The sequence below is a fragment of the Gemmatirosa kalamazoonensis genome (assembly GCF_000522985.1).
In the GTDB taxonomy this organism is placed as follows: Bacteria; Gemmatimonadota; Gemmatimonadetes; order Gemmatimonadales; family Gemmatimonadaceae; genus Gemmatirosa; species Gemmatirosa kalamazoonensis.
This window is the reverse complement of record NZ_CP007128.1, coordinates 14,420-33,929: the sequence shown is the minus strand read 5'-3', so window position 1 is coordinate 33,929 and position 19,510 is coordinate 14,420. Positions and strand designations below refer to the sequence as shown.

13 protein-coding genes are annotated in these 19,510 nt (G+C 73.3%); 11 read left to right on the top strand and 2 right to left on the bottom strand.

What is annotated here, in order from left to right; translation table 11 throughout:
• The 9 genes from J421_RS00350 (at position 1) to J421_RS00310 (ending at position 15,645) form a co-directional block, all read left to right on the top strand.
• Positions 1-654: a chemotaxis protein CheB gene (locus tag J421_RS00350; RefSeq protein ID WP_025409165.1), complete on the top strand. Its 654-nt coding sequence runs from the start codon at positions 1-3 to the stop codon at positions 652-654.
• On the top strand, positions 651-2,156 hold the full coding sequence (locus J421_RS00345; RefSeq protein WP_158508616.1) for a hybrid sensor histidine kinase/response regulator: 1,506 nt from the start codon (positions 651-653) through the stop codon (positions 2,154-2,156). Before J421_RS00350 ends, J421_RS00345 begins: the two co-directional genes overlap by 4 nt.
• A 300-nt stretch (positions 2,157-2,456) precedes the next feature.
• A complete protein-coding gene (locus J421_RS00340; protein ID WP_148306073.1) occupies positions 2,457-4,073 on the top strand; it encodes a PAS domain-containing sensor histidine kinase in 1,617 nt (538 codons plus the stop codon).
• An 87-nt stretch (positions 4,074-4,160) separates the two neighbouring features.
• Positions 4,161-6,926 carry a 2-oxoglutarate dehydrogenase E1 component gene (locus J421_RS00335; RefSeq protein WP_104022080.1) on the top strand — a complete coding sequence of 922 codons (2,766 nt, stop codon included), beginning with the start codon at positions 4,161-4,163 and terminating at the stop codon, positions 6,924-6,926.
• 87 nt (positions 6,927-7,013) lie between these two features.
• Complete coding sequence (locus J421_RS00330) at positions 7,014-9,524, top strand: PIG-L family deacetylase (protein WP_025409161.1); 2,511 nt, start codon at positions 7,014-7,016, stop codon at positions 9,522-9,524.
• A 77-nt stretch (positions 9,525-9,601) separates the two neighbouring features.
• Positions 9,602-12,217, top strand: a complete 2,616-nt coding sequence (locus J421_RS00325) for a PIG-L family deacetylase (RefSeq protein WP_025409160.1) — start codon at positions 9,602-9,604, stop codon at positions 12,215-12,217.
• A 52-nt stretch (positions 12,218-12,269) separates the two neighbouring features.
• Positions 12,270-13,355 carry an ABC transporter ATP-binding protein gene (locus J421_RS00320; protein ID WP_025409159.1) on the top strand — a complete coding sequence of 362 codons (1,086 nt, stop codon included), beginning with the start codon at positions 12,270-12,272 and terminating at the stop codon, positions 13,353-13,355.
• A gap of 139 nt (positions 13,356-13,494) precedes the next feature.
• A complete protein-coding gene (locus J421_RS00315) occupies positions 13,495-14,832 on the top strand; it encodes an NAD(P)/FAD-dependent oxidoreductase (protein WP_201773143.1) in 1,338 nt (445 codons plus the stop codon).
• 243 nt (positions 14,833-15,075) lie between these two features.
• Positions 15,076-15,645 carry an ANTAR domain-containing response regulator gene (locus tag J421_RS00310; RefSeq protein ID WP_158508615.1) on the top strand — a complete coding sequence of 190 codons (570 nt, stop codon included), beginning with the start codon at positions 15,076-15,078 and terminating at the stop codon, positions 15,643-15,645.
• Positions 15,646-15,689: 44 nt separating this feature from the next.
• Here J421_RS00310 and J421_RS00305 read toward each other — a convergent pair whose 3' ends face one another.
• Positions 15,690-17,153, bottom strand: a complete 1,464-nt coding sequence (locus J421_RS00305; protein WP_025409156.1) for an alkaline phosphatase family protein — start codon at positions 17,151-17,153, stop codon at positions 15,690-15,692.
• 9 nt (positions 17,154-17,162) lie between these two features.
• Positions 17,163-17,744, bottom strand: a complete 582-nt coding sequence (locus tag J421_RS00300) for a DUF421 domain-containing protein (protein WP_148306072.1) — start codon at positions 17,742-17,744, stop codon at positions 17,163-17,165.
• A 162-nt stretch (positions 17,745-17,906) separates the two neighbouring features.
• On the opposite strand from J421_RS00300, the gene J421_RS00295 reads away from it, so the two are divergent.
• On the top strand, positions 17,907-18,794 hold the full coding sequence (locus tag J421_RS00295) for an LOG family protein (RefSeq protein ID WP_104022978.1): 888 nt from the start codon (positions 17,907-17,909) through the stop codon (positions 18,792-18,794).
• A 173-nt stretch (positions 18,795-18,967) separates the two neighbouring features.
• Entirely contained in the window at positions 18,968-19,435 is a 468-nt protein-coding gene (locus J421_RS00290; RefSeq protein WP_025409153.1) for a GreA/GreB family elongation factor, read from the top strand.
• The last annotated feature ends 75 nt before the right edge of the window (positions 19,436-19,510 follow it).

Here is a 19,510-nt window from a genome sequence, read left to right as displayed (position 1 = left end):
GTGTCGGGACAGGCGGCGGAGACGGACGGGCCGGACGGGCCGAAGCGCGTCGTGGTCGTCGGCGCGTCGTGGGGCGGCCTCCACGCGCTGACGACCATCGTGCGCGCCCTCCCGCCCGCGTTCGCCGCGCCGATGCTCATCGTGCAGCACCGCTCGCGCGACGCTGCCGGCCTCCTCGCCGAGCTGCTGCAGGACGTCACACCGCTGCGGGTGTGCGAGGTCGAGGACAAGGAGCCGCTGCGCGACGCGCACGTGTACGTGGCGCCCCCGGACTACCACGTCCTGTTCGACGACCGGCACTTCGCGCTCTCCACGGAGGCTGCGGTGCGCTTCAGCCGCCCGTCGATCGACGTCGCGCTCGCCTCGGCCGCCGACACGTACGGCGCGCGGACGATCGGCGTGGTGCTCACGGGCGCGAACGAGGACGGCGCCCGCGGGCTGCTGCGCGTGGTCGAGCGCGGCGGCTGGGGGATCGTGCAGACGCCGGCGACGGCCGAGGTGCGCACGATGCCCGAGGCGGCGCTGAAGGCGGTGCGCGGCTCCGGCTCGCCCCGCTGGGTCGTCGCACCGCTCGACGAGATCGCCGGGCAGCTCGTGTCGCTCGTGAACACCGGCATGCCGGTCGACGGCGCCGTCGGGAGGGCCGCGACGTGAGCGAGCCGTCCGCCGCCGCGCGCACCGACGAGATCCCCGTCGCGCCTAACGACGCGGCCGCCGACGGCGCGTCGCCGTGGCGCATCGAGGAGGGGCTGGAGCCGGTCGACATCCTGCTCGTCGATGACCGGCCGGAGAACCTGCTGGCGCTGGAGGCGCTGCTGGAGCCGTTAGGCCAGCGCCTCGTCTCGGTGCACTCCGGCGACGAGGCGCTGCGCCAGCTCCTCGTGCGCGACTTCGCGCTCATCCTGCTCGACGTGCAGATGCCGGGGCTGAACGGCTTCGAGACGGCGCGGCTCATCAAGTCGCGCGAGCGCTCGCGCCACATCCCCATCATCTTCCTCACGGCGATCAACAAGGAGGACCAGTACGTCTTCCAGGGCTACGAGGTGGGCGCGGTCGACTACCTGTTCAAGCCCTTCAACCCCGACGTGCTGCGCTCCAAGGTCGCCGTGTTCGTCGACCTGCACCACGCGCGCGAGCGGCTGCGTCGACAGGAGCAGGCGCTGCGCGCCGCCGAGCGGCGGCAGATGGAGCTGTCGATGCGCACGAACCTCCTCGAGCAGGAGGCGAAGAGCGCCGAGCAGCTCGCGGGACTGAACCGCGAGCTGCAGCAGCGGCAAGAGGATCTCGAGAAGGCCATGCAGGCGCGCAGCCGCTTCTACGCGTCCATGAGCCACGAGCTGCGGACGCCCATCAACGCGATCCTCGGCTACAACACGCTGCTCCTCGACGGGATCTACGGGCCGCTCGACGAGCAGCAGCAGAAGGGCATCGAGCGCACGCACAAGGCGGCGCGCCACCTCCTGGAGCTCGTGAACGACATCCTCGACCTGTCGAAGATCGAGGCGGGGAAGTTCGAGCTCTCGGTGCAGCCCACCGCGTTCCCGGCGCTCATCGAGGATCTGTTCGTGACCGTGCGGCCACTCGCCGACGAGCACGCGTGCCCGCTGCAGCTCCACGACGAGACCGGCGGCGTCGTGCTCGAGACCGATCCGCGGCGCGTGCGGCAGATCCTGCTCAACCTGCTGTCGAACGCGATCAAGTTCGGCGGCGGCCGCCCGATCGACGTGGGCAGCACCCGGCACGAGGGATGGCTCGAGATCGCGGTCACCGACCACGGCCCCGGCATCTCCCCCGACGACCTGCCGCGCATCTTCGACGAGTTCGTGCAGCTCGAGCACGCGGCGCGGTCGCACGGCGACACGCGCCAGTCCGGCACGGGGCTCGGCCTGCCGATCTCCAAGCGGCTCGCCGACCTGCTCGGCGGCTCGCTCGTCGCGGAGTCGACGCCGGGGCAGGGGAGCACGTTCCGGCTCACGATCCCGCTCGAGCGCGCGCGTGACCGTCGCGTCACGGTCGGTGCGACCGGCGACCGCCCGGCCGAGGTGCCCCACGCGGCCGGTCGCGCCGACGCCCCGCCGTCGCCGTCGATCGCCGGCTCGGAGGAGGGCGCCGAAGAGACCGACGGCTCGGAGACCGCCCACGCGGACGCGCTGTGATGCGCGCCACCGCGCGCGGCAACTGATTCCGGGGGACGCCTCGCCGTCGCCGCGTGCGCGCAGTAGCTTTCGCGCCTTCAGTCCGCCGTCGTCGATGTCCACCGCCGCACGCACGTCCCGCATGATCTCACCGTCATACGCCCGTCCGCGACCGATCAGCTGCGAGGCCCACGCGCCGCGCGTGGTGCGCGCGACGCGCGTGGCGTCGTTAGGCTGAGCCGCGCGCCGACGCTGGGTTCGCACGTCGTGCTCCCGTCCGATCTTCCGGAGCCGTTCGCGCAGACGGTGACTGACGACGCCATGCCCGACGAGCCACAGGGCGACGACGACTGCGACGCGTTCGACGCGTTCGACACCCTGGCCGCGCTGGACTGCGGTGTGCTCTGCGCGAGCGGGGAGCTGCGGATCGTCTTCGCGAACGCGGCCGCCACCGAGTGCCTCGTCGGACGCGCCGACGCTCGGCCCGACGCGCTCATCGGCCGGGCGCTGCTGGACCTCGTGGGCGCCGAGGCGCGCACGTCGCACGAGGCGCTGCTGCGGGCCGCGCTCGCCGACGGCGTGCCGCGCACGTGCCGGCTCGTGCCGCTGCGCGGCGAGCGCGGCTCGATCGAGGCCGCGGCGTGCCGCTCGCGGCGCGGGACGCTGGTCGTCACGCTGCGGCCGGCCGTCGCCGAGCGGCAGATGCCGCACGCGGCGCAGGTGCCGAACGAGCAGGAGCGGCTGCGCGCGCTCACGCGGGTGATGGCCGCCGAGGCGGACGCCACGAAGCTGCTCGACACGGTCTGCCACGCCGCGGTGGAGCTGTGCAACGCGCGCGGCGGCACGGTGGCCGAGGTCGACGGCGACTACGGCACGTTCATCTGCACCGTCGGGCACCCCGACGAGCTGCGCGGCAAGCGGTTCACGCTCGAGGACACGCTCACCGCGCGCGCGCTCGCCGAGTACCGGAGCACCGGGCGGCTCACCGCGGCGCGTGCCGACGCCGGCGAGGCCGACGACGAGGCGTTCTACCCGTTCCTCGACGACGGCCGGCTCGTCGGCCCGCTGCTGCTCGCGCCGCTCGGTGCGCACGGCGAGCTGTTAGGCGTGCTCGCCGTGTCGCGCGCCATCGGCGAGCCCGCGTTCTCCGACGCCGACGAGCAGCGGCTCCGCGTGCTCGCCGACCACGCGTCGCTCGCGCTGTGGAAGGCGCGCCTCATCGAGGAAGCGCTCGAGGCGAACGAGACGAAGAGCAACTTCCTCGCGATGGTGAGCCACGAGCTGCGCACGCCGCTCACCGCGCTCACCGGCTACGGGGAGCTGCTCGCCGACGAGATCATGGGGCCGCTCACCGGCGGGCAGCACGAGATCGTGGAGCGTGTGCGCGCGGTGACGCACCAGCTCACGGCGATGATCGAGGAGATCCTCACGTTCTCCGCGCTCGAGGCGGGGCGCGAGCTGGTCCGCCCGCGGCGCATCGAGACGGGGGAAGTGCTGCACGCGGTGGCGTCGGTGATCGAGCCGCTCGCCGTGGCGAAGGGGCTCACGTTCTCGTACCGCGCCGCGGCCGCGCTGCCGCCGATCGTGACGGACCCCGACAAGGTGCGGCAGATCCTCGTGAACCTCGCCGGCAACGCCGTGAAGTTCACGGAGCGCGGCGAGGTGCACCTCCACGTCGCCCCCGACCGGGGCGGCGGGATCCGCTTCTCGGTGCGCGACACCGGCGTCGGCATCGCGGCGCCCGACCTGAAGCGACTGTTCCAGCCGTTCATGCAGCTCGACACGGGTCTCACGCGCCGCTACGGCGGCACGGGCCTCGGCCTCTACATCTCGCGCGGCCTGGCCGAGCTGTTAGGCGGCCGCATCGACGTCGCCTCCGAGCCCGGACGCGGCTCGACGTTCACGCTGGTCCTGCCGGAGACGACGCCGGAACGCTAGGGCAGGAGGGCAGGAGGGCGGGAGGGCGAGAGAGGGATAGCTCCTGCCCTCCCGCCCTCTTGCCCTCCTGCCCTTTTACATTCAGGCATGACTTCGCCAGCCATCACCAGCGTGTTCAACGACGCGTACATCGCGGAGATGTACGAGTCGTACCGCCGCGACCCGGGCTCGGTGGACGAGTCCTGGCGGCAGTACTTCCGCGCCGCCGAGTCGCTCGCCGGGCTCGTGTCGGGCGCGCCGGCCGGCCCGGGCGCCGGGGACCCGGAGATCGCCCGCAAGGCCGCCGGCGCGGCGGGGCTCGTCGAGGGGCTCCGCGAGTACGGCCACCTCGCCGTGCAGCTCGACCCCCTCGGCAGCCCGCCGATCGGCGCGAGCGAGCTGACGCCGGAGTTCTACGGCATCACCGAGGCGGAGCTCGACGACGTCCCGGCCGCGGCGCTCGGATTCGACGAGCGCTTCCGCACCGCGGGCGACGTCGTGCGCCTGCTCCGCAAGCGCTACTCGGCCACGCTCGGCCTCGAGTACTCGCACGTGGCGAGCGACGAGGAGCGCGACTGGTTCCGGCAGGTGCTCCGCGAGGAGCAGCTCACGCGGCCGCTCACGCCGGAGGAAAAGCGCGCGGCGCTCGTGCGCCTCACCGAAGTGGACGGGCTCGAGCGGTACCTCGGCTTCCGCTATCAGGGGAAGAAGCGGTTCTCGATCGAGGGCACCGACGCGCTCGTGCCGATGCTCGACGCCGCGATCGCTGAGACGGCGGCCGACGGCGCGCGCTCGGTGGTGATCGGCATGGCGCACCGCGGACGGCTCAACGTGCTCACGCACGTCATGGGCAAGCCGTACGAGGTGCTGTTCGGCGAGTTCGAGGGGCGTCACCCGAACGCCGACAGCGACAGCGAGACGGGCGACGTGAAGTACCACATGGGCTACCGGAACCGTCGCGACGTGAACGGCGTCGCGGTCGACGTGGAGCTCGTGCCGAATCCGAGCCACCTCGAGTTCACGGGCTGCGTGGCCGACGGCGTGGCGCGCGCGAAGCAGCGGGTGCCTAACGCGCCGGGGACGCGCGACGAGGCGCTCGTGCTGCCGATCGTGATCCACGGCGACGCCGCGTTCATGGGCGAGGGCGTGGTGGCCGAGACGCTGAACATGTCGAAGCTCCGCGGCTACCAGGTGGGCGGCACGCTGCACATCATCACGAACAACCAGGTCGGCTTCACCACCGACCCCACCGATTCGCGCTCGACGTACTACGCAAGCGACCTCGCGAAGGGGTTCGACATCCCGGTGATCCACGTGAACGGCGACGACGCCGAGGCGTGCATCGCCGCCGTGCGCATCGCCGTCGGATACCGCGCGCGCTTCCGCAAGGACTTCCTCATCGACCTCGTGGGCTACCGTCGGTGGGGGCACAACGAGACCGACGAGCCGGCGTTCACGCAGCCGGTGCTCTACGACCGCATCAAGGCGCACCCGACGCCGCGCCAGGTGTGGGGCGAGCGGCTCGTGAAGGAAGGCGTGCTCTCGGCCGCCGACGTCGAGGGGATCGACAAGGAGGCGCGCGCCCGCTTCGACGCCGCGTACGAGCGCGTCAGGCAGACGCCGGAGTCGATGGCCGCCGCCGAGGGGCACGACTCGCCGGAGGGGCCGCCCGCCCCGCCGCCCGACGTCGTGGAGACCGCGGTGCCCGCCGAGCGCCTGACGGCGCTGAACGACGCGATGCTGCGCTGGCCCGACGGCTTCACGCCGCACCCGCGTCTCGCGAAGATCCTCGCGCGCCGCGCCGAGACGCTCGGCGACAAGGGCGGCATCGAGTGGGGGCAGGCGGAGGCGCTCGCGTTCGCGTCGCTGCTCGTCGAGGGCACGTCGGTGCGGCTCGACGGACAGGACGCGGAGCGCGGCACGTTCGGGCACCGCAACGCGGTGATCCACGACGTGAAGACGGGCGCGACGCACACGCCGCTGGCGAGCCTGCCCGGCGCGAAGGGCGCGTTCGAGGTGTGGAACAGTCCCCTCACCGAGACCGCGGTGATGGGCTTCGACTACGGCTACAGCGTCGCGGCGCCGGACACGCTCGCGCTGTGGGAGGCGCAGTACGGCGACTTCGTGAACGTCGCGCAGGTCATCATCGACCAGTACCTCGTCGCCGACCGCGCGAAATGGAGCACCGACTCGGGGCTCGTGCTGCTGCTGCCGCACGGCTACGAGGGGGGTGGCCCGGAGCACTCGTCGGCGCGCCTCGAGCGGTTCCTGCAGAGCTGCGCCGAGGGCAACATCGAGGTCGCGTACCCGTCGACGCCCGCGCAGTACTTCCACATCCTGCGCCGCCAGGCGAAGCGCTCGACGCGTCGCCCGCTCGTGCTCATGCAGCCCAAGTCGCTCCTCCGCCTGCCGGCGGCGGCGAGCCGGCTCGCGGAGCTCGCCGAGGGCGGCTTCCAGCCGGTGATCCCCGACCCGCGCGGGCTCGCGGCGGACGCGGTGCGGCGCGTGGTGCTGTGCACGGCGAAGATGTACTACGACCTCACGGCGGGCTCGGTGCCTAACGACGTCGCCGTCGTGCGCGTGGAGGAGCTGTACCCGTGGCCGGCCGAGGAGCTGACCACGCTCCTCGGCGGCTATCCGAACGCGCGCGAGGTGGTGTGGGCGCAGGAGGAGCCGCAGAACATGGGCGCGTGGCCGTTCGCCGCGCCGCGCCTGCGCGCCCTCGCCGGCGACCGCGCCGTGACCTACGTCGGGCGGCCGGAGCGCGCGAGCCCCGCGGAAGGGTACGAGTCGGCGCACAAGGCGGAGCAGGCGCGCATCGTCGCGGAGGCCCTCGCCGTGTCGGAGCCCGCGCGCCAGACGGCCACGGTGTAATCCAAACCGAGCGTCGAGCGTGGAGCGTGGAGCGTGGAGCGAACAGGCCCGTCCACGCTTCCCGCTCCTCGCTCCACGCTCACTCGAATGAAGCGACTCCTCTGCGCGGCCGCATTGACGCTGGCCGCGACGAAGATCCATGCGCAGGACCGCGGCGCGGCGGCGTTGGGTCGGCTCGTCGACGGCTTGGGCATGACGGCGCGTGTGCTCGTCATCGCGGCGCACCCGGACGACGAGGACACGCGCCTCATCACGCTGCTCGCGAAGGGGCGCCACGCGGAGACCGGCTACCTGTCGCTCACGCGCGGCGACGGCGGCCAGAACCTGATCGGCAACGAGCTCGGTGAGGCGTTGGGCGCCATCCGCACGGAGGAGCTGCTCGCCGCGCGGCGGCTCGACGGCGGGCGGCAGTTCTTCGCGCGCGCGTTCGACTTCGGCTTCTCGAAGTCGGCCGAGGAGACGTTCCAGCACTGGCCGCACGACAGCGTGCTCGGCGACGTGGTGAAGATCGTGCGCGCTTACCGGCCGCAGGTCGTCATCGCGATCTGGAGCGGCACGCCGGCCGACGGGCACGGCCACCATCAGGCGAGCGGCATCATCGCGCGCGAGGCGTACGACCTCTCGGCCGACACCGTGCGCTTTCCGACGGCGACCTACGGCGCGCCATGGGCCGTGCCGAAGTTCTACCGCTCGACGAGCTACCGCGGCAACCAGGGCGCCACGCTGCGCTACGACGCGGGGCGCTACGACCCGCTGTTAGGCAGGTCGTACGCCGAGATCGCGGCCGAGAGCCGCAGCCAGCACAAGTCGCAGGGGCAGGGAGGGCTCGAGCGAAAGGGCCCGTCGATCGTGTCGCTGCGGCGCGAGGCGTCGCGCGTGAACGCGGGCACGCCCGCGGAGCGCGAGCGCGACCTGTTCGACGGCGTCGACACGACGGCGGCCGGCGCGGTGGCCGCGTGCACCGGCACGGCCTCGATCGGCGACTCCCTGACCGCCGCGATCCGCGACGCGCGCCGGGCGTTCGATGCGTTCCATCCCGAGACGCTCGTCGCGCCGCTCGTGCGCGCGCAGCGGCTCGTCGCGGTGTGCGCGGGCACGAACGATCCGCGCGCGCGGCTCGTCGGACGTCGGGTGAACGACGCGCTCCTGCTCGCCGCCGGCGTGGCCGTGGACGCCGAGGCGCCGCGCGAGGTCGTCGCGTTCGGCGACACGATGCCGGTCACCGTGACCGTGTACGACCGCGGCACGCTGCCCGTGCAGGTGCGCGTCGGCGACTCCTCGGCGACGATCGCGCCCGACAGCGCGGCGGTGTTCCGGCGGCGCGTGGCGGCGCCGACCACGGGTGGCGCGTGGTGGCTCGCCCGCCCGCGCGACGGCGACATGTTCACCGTGCCGGTCGACGTGCGCGGCGAGGAGGTCGCCTCGCGCCCGCCGACCGAGCGCGTGGACGTGACCGTGGGCGGCGCCCAGGCGACGCTGCTCGCGCCGATCGTGTACCGCTACGCGGACGCCGTGCGCGGCGACGTGCGGCGCCCGCTCGTCGGCGCGCCGGCGGTGTCGGTCACGCTCGACAACGCGGTGGAGTACGCGCGCGCCGGCGTGCCGTTCGCGCGCGACGTGCACGTGCGGCTGCGCTCGGCCAGCACGGCGCCGCGCGACGTCACGGTGCGCCTGGAGCTGCCTAACGGTCTGGCCGCCGACTCGGCGGCGCGCCGCGTCACGCTGCCGCGCTACGACGCGCAGGCCGACGTCGCGTTCCACATCCGCGGCACGATCGCCGCCGGCACGCACGCCATCCGCGCCGTGGCCGAGTCGAACGGCGAGCGGTTCACGAACGGCTATCAGCTCGTCGACTACGACCACATCCGCCCGCAGCGCCTGTACCGCGTCGCGGAGACGCGGCTGTCGTCCGTTGGCGTGACGCTGCCGCCGAAGGCGAGCATCGCGTACGTGCAGGGCGTCGGCGACAACGTCGCGCCGATGCTCGCCGAGCTCGGGCTGCCGGTGACGATGCTCGACCCGGCGGCGATCGCGTCGACGGACCTCTCGAAGTTCACGGCGATCGTCATCGGCCAGCGCGCGTATGAGGCGAGCGATGCGCTGCTCGCGCAGAACCCGTGGCTGTTCACGTGGGTGCGCAACGGCGGGACGCTCGTCGTGCAGGGTGGACAGGCGGAGATGCAGCGTCCCGGCGTGATGCCGTTCCCGATCGTCGTCGCGCAGCCGACGCAGCGCGTGACGCACCCCGACGCGCCGGTGACGGTGGTGGACTCCACGACGAGCGTGCTCGCGTCGCCGAACCGCATCGACGCGACCGACTGGCAGGGCTGGGTGCAGGAGCGCGCGCGCTACCTGCCGCGCAGCTACGACTCGACCTACAAGGCGCCGCTGTCGATGGCCGACCCCGGCGAGCCGCCGAGCCGCGGCGCGCTGCTCGTCGCGCCGTACGGACGGGGGACGTACGTCTACACGACGCTGTCGCTCTTCCGGCAGCTGCCGAACGGGAACCCGGGGGCGGCGCGGCTGTTCGTGAATCTGCTCGGAGCGAAGGCCTCCAACGGCGGCGCTGGAACGACGGCGCTGAAGCGGCGGCGCTGAACGGCGGCGCTGAACCGCCGGCGCTGTCCTACTATCGTGATAGTTGACAGCGTGAGCCCCGCGCGTCATCTTCGCGCATGCGCTACCGCTTCCTGCTCGCGGCGGTCCTCGTCGCCGCACCGGCGCTCGCCCAGGACCGCGGCGCCGCCGCGTTAGGCTCCCTCGTCGAGGGGCTCGGCACGAGCGCCCGCGTCCTCGTCATCGGCGCGCACCCGGACGACGACGACACGCCGCTGCTCGCGTTCCTCGCGCGCGGCCGCCACGTGCGCGTCGCGTACCTGTCGCTGACTCGCGGCGAGGGAGGGCTCAACCTCGTCGGCGGCGAGACCGGTGAGGCGCTCGGCGTCGTGCGCACGGCCGAGACGCTCGCCGCGCGCGACGTCGACGGCGCCGAGCAGTACTTCACGCGCGCCTACGACTTCGGGCCGTCCAAGAGCGGCGACGACGCGCGCGCGCACTGGGGCGCGCTGGAGGGCACCGACGCGCTGCTCGACGACGTCGTGAAGATCGTGCGCGCGTTCCGACCGCACGTCATCGTCACGCTCTACGACGGCTCGCCGCTCGACGGCAACGGGCAGCACCAGGAGGCGGGACGGCTCGCGCGCGAGGCGTTCGCGCGCGCCGCGGAGGGCAAGCAGTCGGGCGGGCGCACGTGGGCCGCGCACGCGCTGTATCGCGTCGTGCGCCCCGGCGAGCCCGACTCCGCCGGCACCGTGCGGCTCGACGCGGGCGAGTTCTCGCCGCTCCTCGGCCGCACGTACGCGGAGGTCGCCGCGGAGGCGCGGGCGCGGCATCGCACGCAGGGGGGCGCCGCGCGCGGACCGTTAGGCGCGTCGTGGATCGCGCTGCGCCTCGTCGCGTCGCGCGACTCCGGCGACACGGGCGAGGTCGACACCGTCGCCGCGGCGAAGGGCGCACGCACCTTCTTCGCCGGCGTCGACACCACGCTCGCGCGGCTCCGCCGTCCCGCGGGGAGCGCGGCGATGACCGCGGCGATGGACTCGCTCGCGCCGGCGATCGCCGCGGTCCGCGCCGCGTACCGCCCCGAGGACCCGTCGCGCGCCGTCGTGCCGCTCGCGCTGCTCACGAAGCTCGCCGCGCGCGCCGCGGCGCTCGCCGGCGTGACGTCGGGGGGCGCGGTGTACGATCCCGACGTCGCGCGCTCGCTGGAGGACGTGTGGCGGCGCGCGCACGACGCGCTCGTCCTCGCCAGTGGAGTGGCCATCGAGGCGACGGCGGAGCGCGAGACCGTCGCCCACGCGACCGTCGCCGACTCGAGCGACACGCTGCGCGTGCGCGTCGCCGCGTACGACCGCGGGCGGTGGCCCGTGCGCGTCGACCTCGCGATCATGGCCGGCGGCGCGAAGGGGCGCGTCGTCCCCGAGGTGATGCTGCAGCCGGACAGTGTCTGGCGCGACTCGGTCGCCGACGTCGTGCGCAGCGTGACGCAGCCGTGGTGGCGTTTCGCGGGGCGGGAAGGAGATCTCTACAGCTTCAACGTCGACGGCCGCAGCGAGCGCGAGATGCAGGAGTCGACCGAGGCCGGCGCGCTGCGCGTGATGATGCGGCTCAACGTCGCCGGCACCGACTTCTCGCTGTACACGCCCATCGTCTATCGCTCGCCCGAGCCGTCGCGCGTGGCCGAGCGTCCGGTGGCCGCGGTACCGGGGCTCGTCGTGCGCTTCGACCACGCGGTGGAGCTCGCGCGCGCCGGCGTGCCGCTCGCGCGTCCCGTGCGCCTAACGGTCACGTCGGGGTACGCCACGCCGCGCGACGTCGACGTCACGCTCGAGGCGCCGCCCGGCCTGCGCGTCGACTCGGTCACGCGCCGCGTCGCGCTGTCGCCGGGGGCAACGGCGGTGGTGCCGTTCGTGATCAGCGGCACGCCGCGCGCCGGTCGATTCGTGCTGAAGGCCAGCGCCGCGTCGGGGCTCGACAAGTTCGGGTGGGGCGCCGGCATCGTGACGGCCGACGTCATGCCGCCGCAGCGGCTCTACTTCCCCGCGTGGTCGAACGTCGTCGCGATGGACGTCGCGCTCCCCGCGCGCCCGTACGTCGGCTACGTCTCGTCGGTGAACGACGGCGTGCCGCTGCTCCTCTCGCAGCTCGGCATTCCCGTCACCCAGCTCGACCCGAGCCAGCTCGCGATGCCGACCGGCGACCTGTCGCTGTTCTCGGCCATCGTCATCGCGCCGCGCGCGTACGACACGGCACCCGTGCTGCTGTCGGCGAACACGCGGCTGCTCGACTACGCGCGGCGCGGCGGCACGGTCGTCGTGCAGCAGGGACAGGCCGCGATGGAGCAGCCGGGTGTGCTGCCGTTCCCGATCGCGCTCGGCCGACCGCCGCGGCTCGTCACCGACGAAGCGTCGCCGGTGCGCGTGCTCGACGCCGCCGCACGCGTGCTCGCGGCACCGAACAGGATCGTCGACCGCGACTTCGAGGACTGGGTGCAGGACCGTGCCGCGTTCGTCCCCGCCTCGTTCGACCCGCGCTGGCGCGCGCCGCTCGAGGTGGGCGATCCGGGCGAGTCGCCGACGCGCGGCGCGCTGCTCGTCGCGCCGTACGGGCGGGGGACGTACGTGTACACCACGCTGTCGCTGCAGCGGCAGCTCGCCGCGGGCGTGCCGGGCGCGGCGCGGCTGCTCGTGAATCTTCTCGGGGCTCGAAGCGTGGTGGGGCCTAGGCAGTAGGTCGTCGTGCCGGCGATACTCCGGTGACCGCCAGCCCGACACCCCGCCCGGATTGCCCGCCGCGAGCCTCGTTCTTCAGGCGCTCACCCGCCGTTATCCCGCCGCCGTCCGCCCCGCGCTCGACGGGCTGTCGCTCGACGTGCGACCAGGCGAGCTCGTGGCGCTGCTCGGCGAGTCGGGCGCGGGGAAGACGACCGCGCTGCGCATCGTCGCCGGATACGAGCGGCCCGACGCCGGCGCGGTGCTGCTCGACGGCGCCGACGTCACCGCGCTGCCGCCGGAGCGGCGCGGCGCCGGGATGGTGTTCCAGCATCACGCGCTGTTCCCGCATCTCTCCGTGGAGGAGAACGTCGCGTTCGGGCTCGCGCCGCGCGGCGTGCCGGCGGCGGAGCGGAGCGCGCGCGCCGCGCGTGCGCTCGACGGCGTGGGCCTCGGCGGCACCGGCGCGCGTCCCGTGCACGCGCTCTCCGGCGGCGAGCAGCAGCGCGTCGCGCTCGCGCGCGCGCTCGTCATCGAGCCGCGCGTGCTGCTGCTCGACGAGCCGCTGTCGAGCCTCGATCCCGCGCTGCGCATCGCGATGCGCGACGAGCTGCGCGCGATGCTGCAGCGCTCGCACGTCACCGCGCTCTGCGTCACGCACGACCAGGACGACGCGTTCGCGATCGCCGATCGCGTGGCGCTGCTCCGCCGCGGCCGGCTGCTGCAGATCGGCACGCCGGAGGCGCTGTACGACCACCCCGCGTCGCGCGGCGTGGCGGAGTTCATCGGGCGCGCCGCGCTGCTGCCCGCGCGACGCGACGGCGACGGCGTGCACCTCACCGTGCGCGGCGTGACGCAGCGCGCCGTCGGCATCGCGCCGGCCGACGGCGACGGCGCGGGCCGCGGTTGGCTCGCCGTGCTGCGTCCCGAGGCGCTCGCGCTCGCTCCGGTCGACGACGCGAGCGCGTGGCCCGGCGAGGTCGTCGCGCGCCGCTTCGCCGCGGGCGTGACGGTCTGTCGCGTGCGCCTCGACGACGTGCACGTGGCCGAGCTGGAGACGGCCGAGCGCGCGGTTCCCGAGGGCGCGCGCGTCGGCGTGCGGCTCGTCGCCGCGTGCGTGCCGCTCGTGCCCGACACATCGGAGCCGCCGGACGCGTGACCGGTCACGCTTCTTGCGCGACGGTGCACGTGTGACCGATCCTCGAACGACCGAACGTGCGCCGTCCGCGACGCCCGCCGACACGCAGAGCACCGGCGTGCCCAACGCCAGCGTCGCGCAGACGACGAGCACCTCCGGCGTGGTGTCGCGACCGATCGCGGGACGGACCGGACGCCCGCACGTCGTGATCGTCGGCGGCGGCTTCGGCGGGCTCACCGCGGCGCGCGCGCTGAAGCACGCCGACGTCGACGTCACGATCGTCGACCGCGTGAACCACCACCTGTTCCAGCCGCTGCTCTATCAGGTGGCCACCGCGGTGCTCGCGCCGAGCGACATCACCGTGCCGATCCGATGGGTGCTGCGCAGGCAGCGCAACGCGCTCGTGCTCATGGCGGAGGCGCGCGAGATCGACGTCGAGCGGCGCATCGTGTATCTCGACGACGAGCGGCGCGAGCTGCCATACGACTATCTCATCGTCGCCGCGGGCGCGCGCCACTCGTACTTCGGCCACGACGACTGGGAGGATACGGCGCCGGGGCTGAAGAGCATCGCCGACGCGTACGAGATGCGTCGGCGCTTTCTCATGTCGTTCGAGCTGGCGGAGAAGGCCGACGATCCGGCCGTGCGTCTGCAGTACCAGACGTTCGTCATCGTCGGCGGCGGGCCGACGGGCGTGGAGCTCGTCGGCATGATCCCCGACACGGCGCGTGGCTTCTGCAAGGACTTCCGTCGCATCGACGCGTCGCGCACGCGCGTCATCCTGATCGAGGGCGGCCCGCGGCTGCTCGCGGCGTTTCCCGAATCGCTCTCCGCGCGCGCGAAGCGCGATCTCGAGGGACTCGGCGTCGAGGTGCGGCTCGGCTCCGTCGTCACGCGCGTCGAGCCGGACGGCGTGTACATCGGCGACGAGCACATCGCGACGCGCACGGTGTTCTGGGCGGCGGGGAACGCCGCGTCGCCGCTCGGTCGCATGCTCGGCGCGCCGGTCGATCGCGCGGGGCGCGTGCACGTCGATCCCGATCTCTCCATCCCGGGACACCCCGAGGTGTTCGCCGTCGGCGATCTCGCCGCGTACGTCGACCGCGGCGCGCCGGTGCCCGGCGTCGCGCCCGCCGCGAACCAGATGGGCGCGCACGCCGCGAAGCAGATCGTCGCCACGCTTCGCGGCGAGCCGCGCGCGCCGTTCCGCTACTTCAACAAGGGCGACCTCGCGACGATCGGTCGGCATCGAGCCGTCGCGCGCTTCGGCAAGCTCGAGCTGAAGGGGTGGCTCGCGTGGTGGTTCTGGCTGTTCGTGCACCTGCTGTATCTCGTCGGCTTCCGCAATCGCGTGAGCGTGCTGCTGCAGTGGGGGTACGCGTACTTCACGTACCAGCGCGGCGTGCGGTTGATCAGCGGCGAGATGACGCGTCAGCGGCGCTTCGGTGCGCCAGCGGACCGACCGGCCGCATCGCCGCCGGTGCCGGGGTGGAAGTGAGAAACGCGCCCGGCCGGGCCGTCTAGATTGCCACAGTGTCTGTCACAGTTGGTCGCACAGTTGACGCCGCCGAGTCCGCCCCGTATTAAACGACTGCGCGTCATAACACGGTGTCGGGCGGCTCGGTCCAGTCGATGGAATCCCAGCGTCGGCAGCGCGGCGACGATGCCGCGTGCGAGGGCGCCCCCACCGGTTCGAATCACGATCTTCATGACTGCAGCGGCAGCCCGGGTTCGCGTACTGGTGGCTGACGATGACGGAGAGGGACGCGCGCTCCTCGTCACCATGCTCTCCTCGCTCGGCCACGAGATCGTGGCCGAAGTCGGGACGGGGCGCGACGCCGTCGTGCTCGCACAGGCGGCGTCCCCCGACGTCGTGCTCCTCGACGTGCACATGCCCGACGGCTCGGGCATCGACGCGGCGAAGGAGATCGCGGCCATGCTCCCCGCCACGGCGGTGCTGCTGTTCACCGGGGACCACACGCTGCGGCTCAGCGACCAGGACGTGGTCGAGACCGCGGCGATCTCCATCCTCGCCAAGCCGACGCCGAAGAAGACGCTCGACTCGGCGCTGCGGCTCGCGGTCGCGAAGGCGCAGGCGCTGAACGCCGCGCGGCGCGACGCCGATCGCGCGCGGCAGGAGCTCGAGGAGCGCAAGGTCATCGAGCGCGCGAAGGGCGTGCTGCAGCGGCGCACCAAGTGCACCGAGGCCGAGGCCTATCGCATCATGCAGCGCTCCAGCCAGGACCGCTCGGTGCCGATGGTGCACGTCGCACGCGAGGTGCTGAAGAGCGAGCCGGGCTTCGGCGCCTGACGCGGCCGGCGCCTAACGCGGCCGGCGCCTAACGCGGCCGGCGCCTAACGCGGCGCGACGTAGCTGGTGCCGTCGAGTCCCGCCGGCACCGGAAGCCCCAGCGCCGCGAGCGCGCTCGGCATCACGTCCGCCGTGCGGCGCGGCGTCGTCGCCGGCGGGCGGTTCAGCAGGAGCGGCACGAGCATGTGCTCGCGGTGCAGCGCGCCGTGCGACGACACGTGCGGGATCGGCTCCCATCGCGCGCGCAGATCCCAGTCGCGCGCCGCGGAGACGATGACGTCTCCCGACCGGGCCGCGCCGGCGAGGTGGGTGATCTGCACGAGCGCGTCCGGGTAGTCGGTGTCGCCGCACGCCTCCAGCGCCGCGGCGTCCGTTAGGCACCGGCGCGCGCCGCCGAGGCCGAGCGGGTCGCCGTCGATGGGGCAGTAGGCGTAGCGCCACGCACCGTCGGGTCCCGCCGTGCGCTCCACCATCGCGGAGCCGCGGCCCGCCGCGCGGACCTCGCACCGGTCGGCCGCGTGCGGCAGCAGCAGCAGATCCACCGACGGGCGGCGCAGCAGCGCGTCCGCGGTCTCGTCCCACCGCGCGGCGAGCCCGGGCCACCACGGCCGCGTGCGGCGCTCCAGCTCCACGTACACGTGGGCCATCGCGTTGCCGCTCACCATCACGGCGACGTCGGCGCCCGGCACCCACGTGAACGGGTGCGCCATCGTGCGGTGGCCCAGCGCGCGGAACGCACCCGCGAGATCGTCGTGTGCGCGCACCGGCGAGTGCCCGTGGTCGCTCACGATCCACAGGTGCGTGCCGCCCCACCATCCGCCGCGCTCCGCGTCCGCGCGCAGCTCCGCCGCCGTCTCGTCGACGATGCCGAGCGCCTGGCGCACGAGCGGCGCGTCGTGGCCGCGGGCGTGCGACGTCTTGTCGATGCCGGTGAGCGCGCAGAACACGACCCGCGGCCGCTCGCTCGCCGCCGCGCGGCGCACCCGCTCCGCCACCTGCGCGCCGACGTCGCGGTCGATCGACAGCCACCCGGCGACGTCGCCGCGGAAGTGCGTGCGCGCGGCGCGGAGCGCGAACCGTCCGCCGCGACCGAGCCGGTTCGCGCGCGGGAGCCCGCGCCCGATGACGTTCAGCGCGCCGAGCGACGTCGGCGCGAGCTCGAACAGCGTCGGCGCGGCGGGGTCGAGATCCGTGTCGACGTGGCGCATCTCGGCGCCGACGTAGCTGCGCGCGTGGTCCGGCGCGGTGCGGCGCGTGCGCTCGCGGTCGTACCAGCGGAGCGCCGGCAGCCCGACGGGGCCGGGAAAGCGGCCGAGCAGGAACGGCGCGTACGCCGGCCCCGTGACCGACGGGAACACGCTCGACACCGTGTGCAGCGCGCCCTCGTCGCGCAGCCGGGCGAGGGCCGGTGCGGCGCCCGCGTCGAGCGCGGCGGCGAGCGAGTCCGGTCGCGCGCCGTCGGCGACGAGGATGATGACGAGCGGTGCGGCGGCTTCGGCGGTGGACACCCCGGAATCCTAAGGCAACCGCCGCGGGTCGGTAGGAATCGCCTGGTCCCCCTCGTCGGAGCGACTGTTGCCCGGCCACCCGGGGATCGGCAGCCCGAAGAACGCCGAGTCGTCGCCGGGCGGCGCGGAGCGGGGAACCACCGACCACTCGCCGTCGTTCTCGAGCACCACCGCCCGCACGTCGGCGAGCGACGCGAGGCCCATCTTCCGTACCGCCGCACGCACCTCGTCGCCGCTGATCCGGCGCGCGCGCAGCCGGTCCTCGAGCAGCTGCCCCTCCCAGAGCACGACGAGCGGCGGCTCGCGCACCGCGTGGTGCGCCGGCAGCCACCGCGACTGCGCGTAGCGCATGAGCTCCTGGAGCGCGATGAGCGTCACGAGCGCCGCGATCCCGGCGGCGACGGAGACGCCGCGCGTCACCGCCACGGTGGCCACAATGGACCCGAACGTGACCGTGGCGACCATGTCGTAGCCCGACATCTGCGCGATGGCCTGCGCGCCGACCACACGCAGGATCACGACGACGAGCGCGAACGTCACCGCGGTGGCCACGACGGTGCGAGCGACGTCGGCCCAGGAGTGGAAGAACACGTACGACACCGTACGCAACGCCCGGGCCCGAGAAGTGCGGCGCCGCACGTATCCGAACTCCCATCCGAACCGATGAAGAAAGCGAAGACCAGCAGCACGAACGGCCGGAAGCCGCGCGCCCAGGGCGCCCAGCGCGCGCCCCGCTCCGCCTCCGGCAAGAAGATGGATCCCGACCGCCGCGCCGCCGTCGAGTCGCAGGCGCTGGAGGGGGTGAAGGAGCGCACCGAGCAGGGGCACCGCGCCGCCGGCCGCACGCCGCCGACGGAGGAGACCGCCGGACGGCAGAAGGGCGCTTCGCGCGTCGTCGACGAGTCGATCCGCGACTACCCGAGCTACGTCACCGAAGACGAGAAGCTCCTCGCCACGCCGAGCGTCCAGGGCATCGCCGGCCCCGCCGACTTCACGCGCACTGACCCGTGGCGGGTGATGCGCATCATGGGCGAGTTCATCGAGGGCTTCGACACGCTCTCGTCGGTGGAGCGCGGCGTCACCGTGTTCGGCTCGGCCCGCACCGGTCCCGACGACCCGCAGTACGAGGCCGCCGTGGAGGTGGGCCGCCTGCTCGCCGACGCGGGGTTCACCGTCGTCACGGGCGCCGGGCCGGGGATCATGGAGGCGGCGAACAAGGGCGCGAAGCTCGCCGGCGGCCGCTCCGTGGGGTGCAACATCGAGCTGCCGTTCGAGCAGGGCGCCAACCCGTACGTCGATACGCTCGTCAACTTCCGCTACTTCTTCGTGCGGAAGACGATGTTCATCAAGTACTCCGTGGCGTTCATCATCTTCCCCGGCGGCTTCGGCACGCTCGACGAGCTGTTCGAGGCGGTGACGCTGATCCAGACGGGGAAGATCTACCAGTTCCCGGTCGTGCTGTTCGGCCGCCACTACTGGGCGGGGCTCATCCGCTGGCTGCAGACGCGGGTGCTGAGCGAGGGGAAGATCTCCCCCGGCGACATCGATCTCATGGTCCTCACCGACGACCCGCGCGAGGCGGTGGACGCGGTGGTGCAGGCGTATCACGCGCAGATCATCACGGCGCAGTCGCGCGCCTGACGGGCGAGGGCAGGAGGGCAAGAGGGCAGGAGGGCAAGAGGGCAGGAGGGCAAGAGAGACGATAGCTCCTGCCCTCCTGCCCTCTTGCCCTCTTGCCCTTAGATTGAAGTCGGGAAGGCGCCCGGCCTCGGATGGGTCGGGCGCTCCCTTTTGTTGTCCCAGGCCTCAGGACGATGATCGAGGAACTGAAGCGAACGCTGAGCGAGGAAGTCGACCGGCTCCGGCACGAGCTGAACGTCACGCTCCCGCAGGAGATCCGGAAAGCCGTCGAGCACGGCGACCTGCGCGAGAACAGCGAGTACAAGGCCGCGCTCGAGCGCCAGCAGTTCGTGCAGGCGCGACTCGGTCACCTGACGCAGCGGCTCAGCAAGCTCTCGTCGATCGACCCGTCGCAGATCCCGGAAGACAAGGTGGGCCTCGGCTCGGTCGTCGTCGTCGAGGACGAGCGGACGAGCGCGCGCGAGACCTACAGCCTCGTGTTCGGCGATGCCGTCGAGTTCCAGGAGGGACACGTCAGCATGGGCTCCCCGATCGGGCGCGCGCTCGTCGGCAAGGGCGTGGGGGACCTGGTGGTGCTGAAGCTGCCCACGGTCACGCGGCGGCTGAAGGTCGTGGAGCTGAAGACGATCCATCAGCAATAGCGTTAGGCACGCCGGGCCTGTTGGGGTCGGTGTCGGGGATCGTTGGGGCGCAACGACTTGCAGCGCGGTTGGCGT

What these genes read in the sequence shown, in the direction of transcription:
- J421_RS00340 (WP_148306073.1), top strand. Translation starts at nt 2,457, where the DNA reads ATGCCCGACGAGCCACAGGGCGACGACGACTGCGACGCGTTCGACGCG.
- J421_RS00335 (WP_104022080.1), top strand. Translation starts at nt 4,161, where the DNA reads ATGACTTCGCCAGCCATCACCAGCGTGTTCAACGACGCGTACATCGCG.
- J421_RS00330 (WP_025409161.1), top strand. Translation starts at nt 7,014, where the DNA reads ATGAAGCGACTCCTCTGCGCGGCCGCATTGACGCTGGCCGCGACGAAG.
- J421_RS00325 (WP_025409160.1), top strand. Translation starts at nt 9,602, where the DNA reads ATGCGCTACCGCTTCCTGCTCGCGGCGGTCCTCGTCGCCGCACCGGCG.
- J421_RS00295 (WP_104022978.1), top strand. Translation starts at nt 17,907, where the DNA reads ATGGATCCCGACCGCCGCGCCGCCGTCGAGTCGCAGGCGCTGGAGGGG.
- J421_RS00290 (WP_025409153.1), top strand. Translation starts at nt 18,968, where the DNA reads ATGATCGAGGAACTGAAGCGAACGCTGAGCGAGGAAGTCGACCGGCTC.